The organism is Pseudoalteromonas spongiae UST010723-006 (genome assembly GCF_000238255.3).
Taxonomy (GTDB): domain Bacteria; phylum Pseudomonadota; class Gammaproteobacteria; order Enterobacterales; family Alteromonadaceae; genus Pseudoalteromonas; species Pseudoalteromonas spongiae.
This window is the reverse complement of sequence record NZ_CP011040.1, coordinates 336,194-357,045: the sequence shown is the minus strand read 5'-3', so window position 1 is coordinate 357,045 and position 20,852 is coordinate 336,194. Positions and strand designations below refer to the sequence as shown.

The 20,852-nt window shown below is 39.3% G+C and carries 4 protein-coding genes (1 of these 4 cut by a window edge); all 4 read right to left on the bottom strand.

Annotated features, from left to right (window positions below):
- Window positions 1–6,069: a thrombospondin type 3 repeat-containing protein gene (locus PSPO_RS21890; protein ID WP_010558167.1), complete on the bottom strand. Its 6,069-nt coding sequence runs from the start codon at window positions 6,067–6,069 to the stop codon at window positions 1–3.
- On the bottom strand, window positions 6,056–6,886 hold the full coding sequence (locus tag PSPO_RS15910) for a peptidyl-prolyl cis-trans isomerase (RefSeq protein WP_010558168.1): 831 nt from the start codon (window positions 6,884–6,886) through the stop codon (window positions 6,056–6,058). Before PSPO_RS15910 ends, PSPO_RS21890 begins: the two co-directional genes overlap by 14 nt.
- 12 nt (window positions 6,887–6,898) lie before the next feature.
- Window positions 6,899–7,723, bottom strand: coding sequence for a peptidylprolyl isomerase (locus tag PSPO_RS15905; protein ID WP_010558169.1), 825 nt, complete (start codon window positions 7,721–7,723; stop codon window positions 6,899–6,901).
- 65 nt (window positions 7,724–7,788) lie between these two features.
- Window positions 7,789–20,852 carry the 3' end of an Ig-like domain-containing protein gene (locus PSPO_RS15900; RefSeq protein ID WP_010558170.1) on the bottom strand. 24,709 nt of this gene lie beyond the right edge of the window, so the window shows 13,064 of its 37,773 coding nt (coding positions 24,710–37,773); its start codon lies off the right edge, out of view — the gene reads right to left on this strand; its stop codon occupies window positions 7,789–7,791.

The window sequence follows — 20,852 nt, the reverse complement described above, 5'->3', positions numbered from 1 at the left end:
TTAATTCCGTTTATTTATTAATGCAGAAAGCTGAACTAACCCAATTTCACCGTCAGCATAATTTTTCAAATGCTCCTGTAAATTAGGGTGTAAGCGACCAAAGCCAATGTAATCTAATGTTGAAAGTAGCACTGGTCCACGAGATATGACTTGCCTGTTTTGTAATTGGCCAACTCCAACTAATTCCATTTTATTGGAGTTGAGCTTTCGGCCATATAAAGGGACAAACTCACCATCGTCAGGCAAATAACTTGTATTTCCATACAAACTCGCTGCAGTCATAGTTAGACTCATTGCGCCTGTAACTTCTACACCTTGTGGTTGACCTGCCATTAAATAGAATATTGGTACGTCATTATTTAATTGCATTCCTGATGCAGTAAAGTTCTGAATACTAAACTGCATTGGTACAGTGGATTTTCCTTTAAAATTTATATTCGCTTGTGACAAATCAAAGGTTAAATCGCCATTAGCAAGGTTTGTATTGGGAAGACCTGATGCCACTTTACCAAATGCAATGTTTTTACCTAAAAATGGCACCTGAACTACACCAAGGGAATGTCGCGTATTTGGTACATAATCCAGTGTTTTTATATAGTTGCCAAAATCAGATGCAGGCGAAAACTCGTTAAATACGAGCGTTAAATAATTCGCTGATGTTTCTGGGAGTTTTTGATCTCCATAACCAAATGTAAAGTTACCATTGTCGTCACTTTGAGTACTGATACCAAGCTCTTTGATAGATACCCACATCTTTGGAATACTGACAAATAAATGATCCTTTAAATTACCATCTATTAAGGTTGGCATCTTTTCAGTTTTAAAAGTAAATCGCGCTTTTTCTTCACTATTTACCAATATTTCGGCACGGATTGTTGCGCCATAGCCAAATTCACGGCTAGGATAAAAGGCATACGTATGATCACCAGGTAAACTTGCAATTGCACCGGGTACAGGTTCGTTATCGCGATCTACACGTTTTACTTCATACCCTCCCATAGTAAACGGTGAATCTTGGGGAGGTTTAGGCAGATAAGTGTCGCCGTGTAATGTTTCATACACATTTACTTGAATATCCGATTGTTCAACCGCTTTGTTAAAGTAAAATGCTATAAAACCGTTTGCGGCATGTCCTTCATCCTCATTTTTAGGAGTTGTCTTGATAATGCTTAAAGGTATCGCCTGTTTACTACTAACAGTGAAAAGTTGCGTAGACGTACCAACTAAGCTATTGCTCCCATCATAGACATTAACTGTTAACGTTTGTTCTGTGGTACTGGAGTCTACTTCAGTTGTTACGTTTATGTATCCTGCAATCACATCAACCGCGATTGGCGAGGCATTATTAACTTGAATTTCAGCATGCATTTGTTCAGTACTATTTTCCACTGCAGCAACAATTTGCAGTGATAAATTAGCATCGTCAATTAAGAAGATTTGCTGTTTTCGTGGTGCAATGATATTTACCGCAGTTTGTGACTGATTGGTTAAATTAAACGCATATTCACTTGTGTTACCGGCAAAATCGACCGCTTTGATTGTAACTGGTGTATCAACGCCTTTCGCCAAATCTAACTGCGAGGTAAAACGATATTCGTTTTCACTATTACCAGGTCGTAACTGTATAGGTAACTCATTAACGCTTAATGTTATTGATTGCGCATCGCTCACCGTACCGCTAATCGTAACTGGGTTTTGTACCAACACAGTAGACGAGTTTTTTGGCCAAGGCTGCTCCAGTATTATTATTGGTGCGCTATTATCAAATTGATAATTAAGGGCTTGAATTACATTACCAAACTTATTGCTAGCTTCCAGCGTCCATGTATTTTCAGACTTTTGAGCCAGGTATTCAAATTGATAACGCTCTATACCTGAAGGTGTTACGCCAACGTCAATATTATTAATTGTTAGTTCTGGCAATACATTAGATACAATTACACCGGTGATTAAAAATTTATCACGATTAATCCAACTGCCATTAGTTGGGCTAGAAATTTCAATTATTGGCGCGATGCCTTGATCCTCATCTATTCGTTTGATTATAAAACGTAACTCACCATATCCTTGTGCTGATTCGACCTTTACATTGAATAAGTTATCACCCATATCAAGCATTATTGGTTCAAAGGTCAAACGCCATCGATTATTTTCAAATGGACTAATGGTTCCGACAAATTGATCATTCATTGTTGCCACTAGTTCGGTTAGCGTAACTTCACTTGTCACAGCAAACTCAAGCTGAACATTTGCTTGGGTGACCGTATCCCCATCTTTATGAGATACTAGTGCTATTGTCGGCTGTATTTGGGACACTCGTTTTATATTAACTATTTTGCTAACTTTTTGACCCAATGCATCTTCAGCCACAATCGTCAGTTCGTTATCACCCTGTTTTAGAGGGATCTGTCCCGTAAATTGACGCAGTTCATTAAACATCAAATGGAATGTGCTGTCCTCGAATACATTTGACTTCACCAATAACTCTTTTAAATTGGTTTGCGACTCAACTTTACCAGACAATGTTATGCTATCTTGCTCTGTCTCTGATTCTATTGGGTCGAGCACAATGTTTGGCGAGTCAGCTTGAGTAATTACTTTGATGACAAAATTTTCTTGCCAACCAGTTACATCAACTGCGCTGAGCGTCCATTCATGACCAAGTGCTAAATCAAGCGGCAACTTAAATCGTTTATCATTTTGAACTGTATACTCTTGTTCTGAACTCAATGTTTTGATAGTCAACTTTGATGGGTAAGAAACGTTTAGTAACCGCCCATTAATGACTAATTTTTCGGCTGATTTCGTCGCGAAAAAGTCGAACTGATTACCTTCATGCTTTGCGTATTCGTACAACACTAATTCAGGAACACTGCGTACCAATGCACTCGCACTGTCAGACCACGGGCCTAAAACGATTACATTTTTTTGAGTGATTGGGTTTTTGATATAGTTATAAGCCCTTACTCTGTATTCGTACGTCATTCCTGAAATAACATCAAAATCGTCATAAGAACTATTATTTGTTTCTGCTAATTTTAACCAAGCGCCGTCAGCTAAACGTTTTTCTATTTGGTAGTTTTTACTGTCATTTGCTTGCCAAGTTAATGAAAGACCTTCCTTATTACTTTCAACTTTTAACGCTTGAACCTGTTCATAATTGCCTATGTTAAACACAGACACTGACCTACTTTGACCTAAAAGAGAATCAATTGCTCTCACCGTAATATTATAGTGATAGGCTCGGTTTCCCATCGCTGTAGAATCGATATAACTTCTTACCGTTGCATCAAAAGTTGCAAGCTGAGAGAACGTCCCTTGATAATCAGATCGACTTAAAATAATTTGCGAGATGTGCGGTGAATCCGAAATTTGCCAATTAAGATTTACTGCGGACTTTTCACTTTCAGCAAACAAAACTACGTCAACCGGATCTAACCAACGTGTAGGATCATCTGGAAAACTATCAATGTCATTATTATAGCCATCACCATCTCGGTCCGGGTCACTATTATCTCCAATGCCATCTCCGTCTAAATCAGACCACTCATTAGGATTATTTGGGAAAGCATCATTTTCATTCGCATAGCCATCTCCATCACGGTCAGGGTCACTATTATCACCAATACCATCACCATCCATGTCAGCCCATTCATCGGGATCATCTGGAAACGCATCTTGTTCATTGTTGTAAGAGTCGCCATCGCGGTCAGGGTCACTATTGTCACCTAAACCATCTCCATCTAAATCTGCCCATTCATTCGGATTATTAGGAAATGCATCTTGCTCATTAGAGTAACCGTCACCGTCGCGATCTGGGTCACTATTGTCACCGATACCGTCACCATCCAAATCAGACCACTCATTAGGGTCATCAGGGAATGCATCTTGCTCATTGGGATACCCGTCACCATCACGGTCATCTAATTCAGGATTGTCACTCCAGCGCGTTGGATCATCTGGGTACGCATCATATTGATTTAAAACACCGTCACCATCTCTGTCTGGGTCACTATTATCACCAATGCCATCACCATCCAGATCAGACCATTCAGTTGGATCACTTGGAAATAGATCTTGCTCATTAACAACACCGTCACCATCTTTGTCTGGGTCTGAGTTATCGCCAATGCCATCATTATCTAAATCCGACCATTCGGTTGCATCATACGGAAATGCATCTAGCCCGTTAACAATTCCATCATTATCAATGTCTGGGTCAGTATTATCGCCAATACCATCATTATCAGTATCTGTTGTTTCGCTAGGATCGTTTGGAAATGCATCATCTTGGTTATTAACACCATCACCATCGCGATCTTCATCACTGTTATCACCAATGCCATCATTATCTAAATCTGACCATTCATTTGGGTCATCAGGAAACACATCTTTTTCATTTTCTATGCCATCACCGTCACGGTCTGTATCGCTGTTATCGCCAATACCATCGCCGTCACTGTCTTTGCTTTCATTCGGGTCTTCTGGAAAAGCATCCTCATCATCAGGCACGCCATCACCGTCTAAGTCTGCTTTACGAGACAGTTTTTCGGCTAATAACTTAAGGAATTCAATTAAGCGTGCAATTTTATTTGGTAACGCTATTTTAATTACAGGTCGCACACTATTGCCTGTTACCACATAGTAATAAACTAAACGATGGCGCCCTTTTTTGAGATAGAATGTACGATAGTGATATTTCCCTACTCTCCCCACGTGTTTATCTACAACAGTGGACCTATTAGTTGCTAATTCTTGTACATTTTGAGCACTTAAAACTTGCCCAGCAAACTCAATTTCAAGTTGGCTTTCAGCTGTATAGTAAAGTGTTACGTAACCGTCTTGCTCTACCTCTAACTCGGTATCAAATAAAACTGAATAAGGCTTAGGCCATTCGTTGTTAGGTAAGTTGTCTATCGATACGCCAACTAGATTAGGTAGCAAACTTTGGGCGTGCGCCATATTATTTGGCTGCTGGGTAGTAAAGACCCTAAAGTTAGTGCCTTCAACATATTCACCTGCGGGAGTGATTGGTGGAATTTCATTTTTTTCTATTTTTTCAGCGACAAATGACCAATTATCTAATGATAAATAACGCGCTGTGCTCCCTGGCGTATAAAGTGCAATATCAAGCATCGGATTTGCTTGTTTGGTGTGTTGTAGTTGAGTAAATTCGAACTCATGAACGCCAGCTTCTAAGGTTACAAACTGCTCAATTAAACCAAACTCACTTGCCACTTGAAAATTTTGATTGAGGCTTACTTTAATAGGACCACTCGATAACACTCTTACACTGTAGCTTGCTGCTTCTTCCAGTGTTAAAAAGCCTCGATAAGTCACTGCATAACTCTGATCACTATGACGAACAAGTAAGCTTATGTCATCTCGATTCCCATGAACTATCGGAGCTATCTGTTTTAATGAATTAAAATCTAACGTTTCACCTTCAAAATATGTATATTCAAAGCCAGAGGTATGTCGCGCAGGAATTGTCGTGTTTACAGCGTCAACCTTTGTTAATGAACTCGTTGCTAGGTATAAATGCTGCTGTGCTAAATCAATTTCTTGGGTCTTTTCAGACGACATTAAAATTCGCGGCTGTGTTTGCAGTTCATCACTTTCGAATGACAACTGTATATGGTGGTACCCTTTGCCGAGTGCAAGCAACTCACCTTCAATATAGGCAGAACCGTTTATCTGTAACTCTGCGTTACCATTTGTAAACACTTCAAATTGGTAAAGTTCGTCATTTTCAGCGAAAAAGAAGCCCCTAAATTGTGCGGCGCCCACAAACTCAGGATCCAATAACATTGCTGATATTGCAGGCATATTACCTGTTTGTATAGCTTGCGCTTTAGTAATATCTTGAATTTCACTGCCGGGTGCGAACAATGCATATTCAACAGCCGCAATTGGGCCATCTAACGGCGTACTCGAATGATAATCTATTTCTGGCTTGGGCGGTTTTTTTACATCATCTGGATTTGAACATGCAGATAATAGACCTGCCAGCAATAATATCGATAAGTAATTTTTTAAACTGCTTAAGTTTTCGCTAATCCATAGCATAACGGGTTATTTTGGCCTGTTGTTTTAAACGAGCCGCTTCCTCTTTTATTGCACGTTTGATTTGAATTGGTGATAGTGTCTTTCTTATTTGCTCTTTAACTTCACTCAACGGTTTTGCATCACTTTTATGTTCAGCTATCACCTTAAAGCGAATTAACTTATTATCTAAACGGTACGTTTTTGAAACTTCCCCAAGCGCTACGTTTGCAATAATGTTGCGATAAAAAGGGCTTAATCCTTTATCACCTTGCGTACCCAGAGACAAAATCAGTGCGGTGCCCTTATCTTTTTGATCCTGCGCGTGCGCTCGCCAATCTATGTCTTTTATAAAACTGTCTAGTGCATTTTGGGCAGCCTTTGAATTTGGTAAAGTTATCATTTCAAATCTACGCTGCACTTTTTGCCCAAATTCACTTAAATTAGCGTTGTAGTACGCTTGAACTTGCTCTTCTGATACTGGGGTTGCAGTTATGTTCTGTTGGATATACCGTTTGCTTAAATATTCATCGCGATATGCTTGTTGTGCGAGTTTAAATTCTGTTAGTTCATACTCACTGAGTTGTGCAAGTTGTTGCTCAGCCATTAATTTTTTGATTATCATGCTTTCGAGCAACTTTTTCCGGCCTTCATCGCCAAGTTGCATGGCTGCATATTCACCAAACGTTTTGAGCATCACATGTTCTAATTCTTGCGCTGTAATTGGCACGTCGTTAACATTCGCGATTACGTCACGTACACCCGAATCTGACTCTTGTTTAACGTCTTGTTCACCACAGCCAACTAGCAACAATGCTAGTAATACTAAACATTTGCGCATTGTAGTCCCTTATTACAACGTAACTGATACTGTTGACTTTAAACGCGCTAACTCGGTATCTTTCGCTGCCTTTCTTAGCGTACGCTTGATGTTTCCTTTTACATGCTCGTATGGCTGACTCACCGTTTTTGGTGTGTGCTCAAGCTTTATGATGTGATAACCAAATGAAGTTAAGATCGGTTGAGAAATCTGCTGTTCTTTAAGTTGATTGAATACTGCATCCGAAAACGTTGGCGCTACAGCTCCTTCTTTGATCCAACCTAACTGTCCACCGTTTTTTGCAGATACTTTGTCTTCCGACATGGCTAGAGCAACATCGGCAAATGCTTGACCTGTAATTACTTTAGAATATGCCTCTTGCGCCTTAGAGTATTTGGCTTGACGTGTTGCTTGGTCATCTGTTTGTGCCACACGTATTAAAATATGCGATACTTTAGCCTGTTTTGACTGATACTTATCACTATTTTGCGCGTAATAATTGCGCATTTCAACATCGGTTACAGCCGTTTCTAGAAACTGATTAAGATATCGACTAAGTAATAAATCTTTTTTTATCTCATTTAGCTCTACCGCTAATTTTGACGTGTCGAACTCAGGTAGAGACTCAATAGCCTGCGATACCGCTAGGGATTCTAGGTAATGCTTTTTAGCTTTAGTAACGAGTTCTGAATTATCTTTGTCAATACGTTTGAGCTCATAATACGCATTAAGCTCTTGTTGCGTTACCCCCTGATCACCAACGGTTGCAACCGACTTAGGTTTGTCGGAACAACCTCCAATCAACGCAGCATTCACCAAAAATAGTGTTAAAAATTTATTATGTTTTCTAATTTTCATCCCTAAAACCTAAACTACATTCGTGTAACTATATAATAACTCGGGCATTATCCACTAAATGGAAGTTAATGCCAAATGATATTTGCGCCCGAGCTGTTTAATTTTTCAACTAACTCTTGATTTGCACTACCAAGACTGATACTCACGTCAGGTGTGAACACTGCTTCATTAATATCACTCACTTCAACTCGGTTATTACCAAAATCGACATTTGCACTATTAATAACTTTGAGCCCTTTTAATAAATGAATACCTTGTAATGTTGCACCGGCGTAATTACTTAAATCTTGAGGAGTTCTAACAACCAAACTGTTTTTATCATTACTGACGATTTCCACAGCATGGTCAAGCGGGTTATATATATCTGGGTCAATCATGCGACCAATCAAACTACGCTTTTTATCTATGTTTGAATCGTTCCAATGTTCAGTATTGTTATCAGCTGAACAATCGGTATCTAAACGCCATAAATTGCCACCCATGCTGGTAACACAATCAATTTGGTGTTTACCCGCACCACGTATTGGTGTGGATATGCGTTTCTGGTTATTTGTAGTCCAATTTTGTCGTATGTTATCTATTGTTAAGATGCCATTTTTACCATTTTTATCAGCAATATATACGGTACCAGCTTCACCTTGTTCTGATTCATAACTAGCAAATTCTAGCGTTTTAATTTGTGCGTTGAATTCTGTAAGTACATCACTTTTTACAACGACACGACCGCCATTGCCAAATTGCATATAACGAGCGGCTGTAGGCTTGGCCTCAATGACACCTGTACCGCTTAAACTATAAGCCTCAAGCAATATCGCTCCACCTGACGACCCCCAATAATAATTCCTAGATTCAGTGCTATTAGCTAACAGAGTACCATTATGAATAATTTCATTAGCTGTCAGTTTTAAATAAGCGCCAGGCGAGCCAGGTTTACTATCATTTTCTTTTGTGCCTATTACGCCACCGTAATTAACATCAAAATAGCTTCCATAAGTACAATCTAAAGCAAGGTATTTATTGGTACTCGTAAAACAGTTTACTCCTTCGTTATCAAATGAGCCCTGCATGCCAGTAACATCTATGCGGCCATTTTCGCCAATCGTTGCTTGATTAACTACATCAATTTTTAAACCATGAATATCGGTACTAGCTTTTCTAATATCACCGTTTTCGATAACCAGGTTATTACCTATATGTGTGATATCACCTGTATTGAGATATAAACGTGACTCAGCCACTAGATCCTTGCCAACGTTAATTCGTTTTTCTGCTGATAACGAAGTACTTCTCGAGCTGTTAAGTTCAATATCTTGTAGAACATTTATATTCTGATAAGCAGCTATACTCAAACTACCACCACCATTCACATTAATGTTCCCATTGATATTTATTTCACCGACTTTAATCGAATTATAAGCACTATCCTGAACTTTAAGATTCCCACTAACATCGATCGAATTAGCATCAATACTTAACACACCACCATCACTGAGTTCGATATTTTCTGAAATATTTAAATTATCTAACTGGAGTTGAGAAGAACCTCTTGGGATTGTCCCTGTGACTTTCATGGTTCCTGATACATTAAGGTTGCCATTAGGCATACTCGAAATCACTCGAGCCTGACCTATAATGAGATCCCCTTCAACATCCAGTGATTTATCTATAACAAAGTTCGACAAACTACCTGAATCAATTGTGAGGCTGCCCTTTACCGTCATTTTTTCAGCGATAAAAGAACTATCTTCGTCTATTAGTTGATCACCATCTAGAATGAGGTGTGTATGATATTCAGGTTTCCCATTGAATAATGCTGCCACACTAGAATTAGAAGGTGTTACTCTATGTAGGCTTGTTTCAGATACTGAGCTATGTTCCACATCTTCAATGTGCAATACATCATCACCAAGATCGAAAATTACATTGCTGTTGATATTGATACTATTAAATACATGTACCCCAACCAACTCTCGCCCCGTATATGTTGATAGATCATCATTCGTAATGACTACCAGTGAGTTACTGGAATGACGCAAGATTTGATAGAAGTGTGTAACGTTATCTCCTGCATCTAAATCAACATATTCTCCTGTAATATTAAAGCCTTGGGTATCTTCTAAAAGCTTCCAATTAGCAGAATTGGCTGTAATCTCCCACTGATTGTTACCAAGACTACGAATATTTGAAATGGTATGTCGCCCAATTTCTGGTAGTTTTATCACATCTTGGAAATACTCGCAGTGATAACATGGGTTATCTTCAATATTTAATAATAAGTTACCATAAATCTCATTTCCATCTTTGGTGTAAACAGTACCTTGCGAGCTATACTCACCTGCAAAACTATTATCAACTGCATTGATGATTAAGCGTTCCCCTCCATGAATTTTACCGTTACCACTCAAGGAATCTATATCTATCACAAACGCACTATTAGGCCAGCTACTGTAACTACTTATATCTAATGAGAGCTCACCATTATTAATCAGCGAATTTGCAGTTAAATACGCCAAATGCTCACTTAGTTCAGGACAATCTTTACCAATACAGCTTGGCAGACTGCTAAAACTAGGAATAGACTTGTAACCAATAAGGTCTGTGATACCAGCCTGTTCAACGGATGAGGCAAATTCAAAGGCTAAATTACCATATTGATTAAGCGTAATATTACCGCCCACAATTAAGCCTTGATACGCATCTTTTTCGGTATTCATATCCCTTAATACTAAATTGCCATCAATAGTTAAGTCGTTTGAAACATTCAGCACACCATCGTAGTTAATATACAAACTACCATTCACTGTAACGCCATCATTAAAATTAATGGCATTTGGTTGTTTGAACTTAATAGAAACATTATTCCCAGCGCTTAACAGGCCATTTACAGTTAGAGAACCAAACTCAGAAGCTATGTTTGTATCGTTTAACACCAAGTCTTTATCAAATACAATCGTTCCGGTTCCATTTAGCAATAAAGTGCCATCGTCATAATTGTCTTTTGCGATTTTAACATTACTCATAAAGCTAATGGTGTTTTCCGAGTTAAACTCTACATTTCTTCGCGTTATGAATACCTCTTCTAATATCTGAATGTTTTCAGGCGCCTCAAAATCAATCTTGGTAATTCCACTTAACTTGTTGATAGTTATTGACGTATTCGAAGTTAGTTTTGTTGCATCATATGAATGGTACTCATCATATAGTTCGCCCAAAATGACAATTGAATTAGCCTTTACACTAGCTTCACTACTCATAAAGTCAGATTTAAACTCAATATCACCGTCTGCGATAAACTCAACCCAGTTGTGGTAACTGCCAGAATCGACAACATCGTTTAGTTGTATATTAGAGCTACTGATTAATCTAAGTTGTGTTCTTGGCCAATCAGCCAGTACTAACGGCCTATCAATAATAATATTTTGAGCATTTATAACTAATTTTTTAACCGGAGAGTCAACTGTTGAACGCTCTACAGTAATTGGTTGATTAACATCAAGTTCCAAATCAATCTCTGCAGCCTGCCAAAGAGCGGACAACGCCTCTTCTGATACTGAATCAGCTCTTAAAGTTGATTTATTTAGTATCAAACTATTGCTTTCAACGATATCGTTAGCAAAATCAGCTTCGCTCCACACTAAATGAATACTTTCGAACTGGTGTAAACCTTGAAGCCTTGTTGGAACAAAACCATTTAAGTTGGCCTCAGTCGTAACATGGAGACTGCTGTCCGTATTTCCGGTGATCACAGCATCAATACTGCTCTCAGAGGCATCAAATAATCGTACTCTTAATCCTGCTAAAGAGCGGCCAAATTCTTCTCGGTTTGAGAGCCAAGGATCACCATCAACAGTAATAATCCATTCAGACTGATTGAGCTCGTCGATGTTAGAGATATCATGTTTACCTACCGTTAAATAAGTTGTTAAATATTGCCTTGATTCATCCACCATTTTCGGCTCAGGTGAGTTTACTTCGCCTCGAGCAATATTTTCTGCGCCATGAGGTTGAATATACCCACCACTTCCTGGTTGTAACACACTCAAGAACTGCTGTTTATTTGTTTTATCAATCAATATCACTGAACCTACATTCAGTTTGGGATCCTCAGGATAAACATCTAAATCTAACGGAAGCGAAAATAACGTTTGTAGATTTGCTAGGGATTCGCTGTGACTTGCAGTTCGAACCTGACTGGCTCCATAACAACACTCTGGGTTAGATGTAGGATCCTCAAAGTGATTGCTTGCATCAATTTGTAATGCGTCAAAAGAAACAACATAACGTACAGCTTTTAAACTCGCTTTATCTTCGCCTACATTCATTCCTTGAGTTGACTGAGGGCCAACTCCATACTCACCACATAACTCATCATTGCAACCAGAACTTCTTTCATAACCCGCATTTACCAAGAATTGGACATTTCGAACAATTAATTCATCAGTGTTGATATTAACATCAAGATCATAAACAACATCAGAGAAATGACTTCTATCACGCATTTCGAGAGGAGCTACACCATGCGGAATTTCTCCAGAAGAGTTCACACCGTTGGTTTTCAACCAATCTGTTGATGTGTCTATTTCAATGCGATTGGCATTAATATTAATGCCATACATTGACGATAGATGGTTTGTGACATTACACGTCGCTTCATCGAATAACGTTAAACACTCTTTTGAAATACCATCGAGATAACTTGGTAATACATTAAGTTGACCAAAACCAGTTAGCTTCTGACCTACGTTCAGTGAACGTAGTGTCGTTTCAATTGGTCTATCTTGTCCGAAGTGTGTCATATCACCTCGCACATCAATAAATTCGACTTCTAGTACAGTCATATCACCTAAGGTTAAATCGGTTTGCACAGTCAAGTTAGACGCATCAAGGTGCCCCTGCGAACTTATGCTTTCAATAGTAACAGAGCCATTCACTGATACATTTCCTGCTGCAAGGTATGATTGCAGCGTTAAATCACCCGACACTGTTATATCACTGATAATAATAGGCTTATAGTTAGGGTTCCTACGATTACGAATTCCTATTGTGTCATCATACATATTATCAATGCTTAGTTTGACTTGAGAAAATCTAGGTACAATACACACTGTTTCGTCGCTTTCTGGCCTTGGTTGCCAACAATCATCCACAACCTCCCCTGTTTGAAGATTCGTCATATTGATTGAGTTACGATAATCACTGAATAGTTCCAATCTGCGATCACTTCTTTCACCTAAGTTATCAATGAACAACTCAAACATGCCAGGTGGCAAGTCATCATAAAAAGAAACTACTTGACCCTCGTTTGAGAAATATAGATGTTCTGATGAAATATCACTAATCATCATAGAACCTTCAACATTACCCTCAACGTTTAATGTATATTCACCTAGCTCTGTTAACGGACACGTTACAATAAATACGGCAAAATCTGCATCATACTTACCCTCAAATGCTCTTTGATACTTTTCGTCACATTGGATTTGCGCTGTTCCACTGAAACTATAGGTATTATCGAACTCAGGCAACGAACCATGGCCGCCAGTTGGCGGTACTTTAAATCGGATCTGCACAAACTTATCTATATTTGATTCGGTTATATTAAGCCTTGCAACTAGATTATCTTGATTAAAGTCATAAACCTTGTGGTGTTCTCTGATGTATAAACTATTATCACCCTCTGACTTTAAGACCATTAGCTCACCTAGAATGTTAGCATCTCCTTTAACTTCTAATGTATTGCTTGCTACTTTACTCAGCGCTCCTTGTTCAACAGTCAAGTCATTTTCGATAACTAAATCACCAGCTACAAACGCATCAACCCTGCCTCGAATTGTAATTGAGTTGGCAAATACAGTTCCGGTAAATTCAACACTTTCATCCTGCCAAATAACATCGCCTAAACTAATGACTTCTACCACCTTCACTTTAGCGGTATCAGAATACGCACCGAAATGCACTCGAACCTCAGCTTCACCCAAAGCAATTGGTGTGAATCCGCGGTATGAAGGAATAACAATACTTTCATCCAACGACTCGAATACTAAGTCATAGAAATTAGCATCACTAACATCGATCGTGTAAGTACGATCATTAATTGAAACAGTGGCAATTATTGTGAATATTACATCGTCACCATTGCCAGCTAGGTTATGAGTTACAACATCTTGGGCTATATCAATACCGATAACCAGCTCTGGCTTAATAGCGCGGTCGTTGGCATCTGTTGGATCTGAGCCCGATGCAATTTCAATTGCATCATCAATACCATCACCATCAGTGTCAGCATTATTGATATCTGAGCCCCATTGATATTCAGTGCCATCATTAACGCCGTCATCATCACTATCGGCATTATCAATTTTGCCACCTAACTGAATTTCAAGAGCATTTGATAGTCCATCATTATCGTAGTCTTCATTTGCATCTGACACACCATTACCATCACTATCTTGCTTAAGCGGGTGGTAGCCTAATTGATGTTCAAGGTCATTACTGATGCCGTCCCCATCAAAGTCACCAGCTTGAGTTAATAGGGTGAATGTTCTTGCATTTGCAACAAATAATGATGTCTCTTGTATCCTCGCACTCACACTTGCAACAATTTGCTTTCCTTCGTCTTGCTCAGCAATAACTGGTGCAATTAATTCATGAGTTTGTGCATTTACCGCTAGACTTAGATCGTCTGATATGAAATTGAGTTCATTAATCTGATCCCATGTATAGTTATCAGCAAGTGCAAGCGTTAATGTGCTCGTTTGTTCTGATAATAAATATCCCAACGTTTGCTCAGGCAAGCTAAGGTCTGGTCCAGTAAATTCATAATGTGACGCAAATATTGTTTCTTGCGTTTCATTACTCACAATTGCTGTGCCATGAGTACTTAGTTCATAAACAGCACCAAGCGTAAGCGGCTGATTCGGGATAAAGCGCAGTGTGACGTCATCATCAAACGAGAATTCACCTTCAACATTTACACCTTGTAAGCTCACGGTAGGCCACGCAAAACCGCTTGTTAATGAAACAGGCTCGTTAAATTTGACTTCAAGTGGAGTGATATCTAAATCAACAACTTGAACAAGTTTCGTATCGACAACGCGCGCGAGTAATCGGGCAAAGTTCAACGTCAAATCGCTTTCAGCATCAATGTTTAAGCTATTTGCAATATTTGTTACTGATATAATTACTTCTTCAACGGTATTGTTAGTCACCGTAAATGTCGCAGCACCGTTGTTTAGCGCTACAACGAATTGGTTAGTATCATTTGCGAACGTCGCATCACCACTTACAAATACGTTTACTTCTCCATTTGCTGGCTGACCGTCAATTTCGGTGATCTGATTACCAAATTCGTCGGTCAATTGTAATTGTAAGGTTGCGGTTTCAGTTTGCTCAAGCACGTCTTCACGACCTGAAATATCATTGCTCATAGCTGATAATGACATCACCAATCTCGCCGGAACGTTAGCTGTCACGTTAAGAGGAATATCTGCACTGATTTGATACGAGCCATCTTGTTCTGATTGATAGCTTAAACCAACATCTGCAAGGTTGTCGGATAAACGTGCAAGCACATATTCGCCCATCACTTCGGTGGCTTGGAACTCAATATTCGCTTTTCCGCCTACCAGCGTAATTAACGCTTTTTCACCAACATAATTTTCCCCCTGATAATAAGGCTCAACATGAACATTCGGATCAAACGCAAAATGGAAACCTGGGTGGTTAAATACAAGCGCCACGTTGGCATTAGGCACATTCGTCGCTTTATTACCTGCCGCATCAACAAGTTCAAGCATCAAGTTTGCGGTTTCGTTGGCACGAATTGGCGCGATGTGCTCAACGCGAATTGCACTTGGTTCACCTGGTAATACTTCGAAGCGAACAATCGCAGGTAAGATGTTTGGATAATCTCGAAGTGTCGCTTCAGCAACATATTCGCTAACCACCAGATCCGAAGTATCAACTGAGAAATACGCCACACCATTACTATCGGTTATAACCGAATTAGATATTTTTTGTGCGGAATCACGCTGCGAAATGACTAAATCTACACCTTGTAACGCTACGCTACGATTTGCTAAATCTTTGACCCTAAATGCAAATTCTGCTGGAACGCCGACTTTTGCAAGCGATAAGTTAGCACTGTCAAACTCATCAGTTAAAACAATAGCATTGGGTACTTGTGATAATAGAATAGCATGTTGATCACTTACCGTAACTTGACCTAGCTTATCGATAGCACGTAATGCAATGTGAATTTGGTCATTAGCTACAGTGGTAGATGGTATGTTAATACTCGCATTCATTGTCTCGCGACATACTATGTTGCGGTTAATATCACAAATTGGCTTTGCAACCTTAAGTTCACCACCTTGATAAATAAGTAAGTCAACTGCTAATTCTCGTAATAAACCATCATCAACTAAATTTAAGTCGATAAGTTTACCATTGAGTTTAGAACCGTAAATGGCCGCATCAGCAAAGCTTAAGTTACTTAGTTTTGGCTGTGGTGCCTTATCTTTCGTAACCGTAATGGATTTTTCAACGCGTGTTTGCTGCCCTTTCGAGTCAACGATTAGTAACGTTAGCGTCTCGTTTTTGTCACTGTTAACACGCAGTGAACGCGTATCTTGAATTGATAACGTTTTATTTATTTGTCGTTCGTTTACAGGATAACGCTTTACAAAATTTGGCCACTGTACTTCGATATAAGCGACTTCAATATCATCCTGCACATTCATTGTAACCTCAAATGCACTCTGTTCCAGAACTGCATTTGGTACACTGATATCATTAACGACTGGACGCTCATCTTCTACCACTTCAACATTAAGACTTGTGCTATTGGTGTTATTTGCATTATCCGAAACTTCTAAACTATAGACATAAGTATCACCCGTGTTTTTTGCATGTTGTTCAATGCGAGACTGCGTATCTGTAAAGCCAGCCCAAATCACTGTGTTGTCACGTTTAAGCAGTGCCAAATTAATTGCACTTCCAGTATCACTAACGTTAAATGCAATACCATAAGGGTATGTGGTAGTAACACGCTTAGCATCATTCAGTGGCGACTCTAAACTGAGCGAGACTTGAGGTACTTCATCATCCAAATGGCGCTGTATTACTGTTGGTTGCGATTCTGTCACGTTGCCATACACATCAATTGCACGTGCTTTAATAAACTGCCCACTTTGCGCTAGCGTGAAATTATTGCGAACAATAAACTCAGGGCCATAATGTTTGCGAATAAGCTTATACGGACCAGATTCATCATCTGACAGATAAAACTCAACTTGACGGATATCTTGTGTCGCATTCTTAACTAGGGCTTCAATTTTTAGCGGTGCCGGTACATAACTTGGGTTACGGTAAAGTAGCTCAACGTTAAAGTTATTTTGCGGCAAGTCTTGGCTATGAAGTAGCATTGTGCGCTTATTACCAACAACTGAGTTACCTATACGGTCTTTCGTTACCGCATGGACTGTAAACTCATTACCATTACGTAATTCTCCAGGGATTGGGATCTGTACGCTAAATGGGAAGTGTTCGCTACGCGCGACTAACGCATCATTAACATAATAATCGACGCTCACAAGATCAGCTGAATGTGCAACAGCGAGGTCAATTGCTTGACCATGCACAAAATGCGTTTTATTAGCTGGTTTAGTCAGGTCTGCAACTAATTGACTTGGCTGTTCGCCACGCCATGCTAACTCGACACCATTAACGCCTAACGCCACCGCTAACTGATCTTTTGAGATAGCAAAGCCCGCAATATCAGCCTTCGCTTGATACATTAATTTATCTGGAGTGTTTGACGAAAGTTTATGTTCAAAGATCTCGTTATCGAGTGCATAAAGTACACTTTGTCCCTTTATTACAACATCTTGCACTTTATTTGAAAGAATCGTTTGGTAGATATTTTCGCTAAGATTATAGCTGCTAAGCTCTGTTCGAGAGGTTAATACTAGTGTATCACCAAGTGTATTAATTTCCTCAATTACCGAGTTGGTCGCAATCACACTATCAACACGCAGTGCAAATTCTTCCATAGGTAAACCAGGATGACTTACGCGATAAATCGTGCCATCTAACGTTGCAACATAGACCTCGGTCGGAGTCGCTTTTAACGCAGTGATCACTTCACCTGCGGCTACAGTGAAGGTATAGCGTTGCTCAAAATCATCTTTACTAATGATAGTTAACTGATCACTTGTTGCAGCATATAGGTAATTTTCATCAGTACTAAACATGCTATTGCTAGCAAACTTACCAAGATGTTGGCTACCACTTAATTGAGCTGTGTTAACTTGATACAGATAACCTGACACTTTATCAAACGCATAGATATCTGTATTGTCGAGTATCAACGCACTAAACTCGCTCGCATATTCACTAGGGAAAAAGCTACGTCTCGCATGATTTGGTAAGCCCGTATATTGCGTTAGTGCATATGTTTTTTCAGCTACTATTGCACTTCCATTATGCAGCACAATGTGCTCACTGCTGCCTTTGTGTTTATTGCTAGTAAACAGTTGACGGTATGGCGCATTTTGATTTTGATTTAACGTCCAAACATCACCGTTATTTGATGTAATGACGCCATTTGATACAAACAGATCACTAATATCGCTTTGAATATTTTCACGGTAAATAACGTATGGCGTTGCTTCATTTAAGCTAATGATTAGTAATTCATTTGCTAAACCATCATAAGCAAACAGTTCATTACCAAGGCTCGAAACGGCATTAATTGCCATGACTGTGAGCTGATGCTGAGATAAACGACCGTTGTCAATACGATATAGACCACCTAGTTCATCAAATGCGATGAGGTGACCATTATGAACCACCGAGTGAGCCACTTCAGCAGAAAGTTCAAAGGATAAATCAACCTCAAGTTCATGATTAAAACGAGTTAGTGTGTCTTGATAAGTCACCCAAATGCCATCGTTCGCTACTACAACCTGCTGTGCAAGCGTACCAGATGGAAGTTGCTGAGCAGACGGCTCTAAGCTATTTCCTTTAATATCAAACACAATAATATTACCAGCATCACTGATTGCAAAAACTTGTTGCTCATATATTGCCAGCGCTTTGAAATCTATCTGACTAGGGTAAATACCCAATATTGCGTAATCATCCTGCCAAGACATAAACGCAATACCTAGGCCTTCTAGCGCAATAAGTAATCGGTCTTGTAACAATTTAGCATCGAGTACATTACCATCGAATTGACTAACAGGGAGGCCATCCTTATACAATTTACTATGGTTTATTGTGTACTGATTATTAGCAATACTAAATTGATACTCAAATGGCGATACCGGACTATCTTTAATTAATTGATATGGTTGAGCAACGGCTACTTGTTTATCAACTTTAGTTTCATTACCTAAGCCATCTTTCAACAGTGCTTCAATGGTGAAGCTATCGATATCATTAGGGACAGCAAATGACACCGGCTCAACACCACTGGCGATAATCGTTCCATTTAAAGTCGATACCTTAAAGTCAGCATGTTGAGGAATATCTGTACTCAATGTAACAAGGCTATTCGAGTAAATTTTATTGCCAACACCTTGAATATTTGCATCTAAGGATTGACGAAGCGGTACGACCTTAATACCAACCGATTTTTCGATATAGTTATAACTTTGTTCGAAATAGGCGCGAACTCGAATGGTATATATGTCATACCGGTCGACTGCTGGTACTTTAAATGCTGTGTTGGCATTAACAGAGTTTGTAGTAAAAGATAACAAGTCAACTTTATTGAAATCTTGTAAGGTCACCTCAACATGCTTGAATTGAGACAAGTCAATTCCACTTGCTAACACCTCAAGACTAACCCAATCACCTTCTGTAAACTGGCTGTTGTTTTGTGGGTTTGAGATTAATAGCTGCCCTTGTGGAACTGTATTTTCAAGCACATCTAATGTAAATGGTGCAAACGTGGTTGAACCATTAGATAGGTTAAGTATTTTACTTGTAGTTACTGTAGTCCAACCAGCTACACTACTTTCGGTTGCCATTGAACTCGCGCTACCTTCAAAAGTAAATGGTACAAAAGCCATGGTATTTTTAAATGTAGCGACAGTTGGGACAATTGCCGTATTAACTATCGATTGACTAAGGTTCCAATTCACTTGGTCATTTGTTAACCCTGAATCAGCTGGCACATCAATTTGATACCCATTCGTTATATCACCATCGATATAAATAGTTAATTGCGTCGCGTCTGTAAGCTCATTATTAGCAATAAACAAGGTGTTATCATCCGCCCAACTGCTAATCAAATGACCGCCTTGCGCATTGACAATGGTGAGCTCTGCAAACGACTCAAGAGATGTAAACCCACTAATGGCAACACCACCAAGCTTGCGTTCTACAACCAATGATAAGGCTGGTTTAAGTGCTTTAACAACACTGTATTCAGCAAGCTCACTCTGAGAATGTAACCATAACTTTTTGTTTGTGAAAGTTAGATCATATTGCCAGTCAAGTGCCCCTAAAGATTTATCTTGCTTCAATACATACCAAATTGGTGATTGAATTGGGTACTGAACTTTTAACCAAACTCGACCAGCGTTATCCATGTCTATCGCATGAATAACGCCGAGCTCTTCAAAGTCACCGAGCTTAACGAGTTCTTGGTTCTGATTTAACTCAAACGCATGAACGGCGTTACCCTCTGTAATGTAAATTGTTTCTTGATTAGCAACTAAGCTTATAGGTGAAGTAACCGCATGTTGATAAGTCGTGACACGTTGCCATGACAAACTTTCGTAATCGGCAGCTAACTCAGTTAATTGACCATCAGTGAGTAACCAAAGCTTTCCACGTACAAACACAGCATCTTTTAACTGTTGTGCAGTTTGATAACCGATAAACTCTACTACTCCGTTTCGCGAGAAATGTTTTACAAGCAGCACATTGCCTTGTTGAATTGCGACCAAATTCTGTTCAACTGACAAAACATCGCCATGAATTGCACTTCGCGTGATTTCCTTTCGTTCATTCGGGTCGAACATTGCTATAAACTGCTGATTATTTTCACGATATTCAACGAAATAATGGCCACCAGAGTGATATAATTTCGAAGCGACGGTATTTGGTCTTTGATATA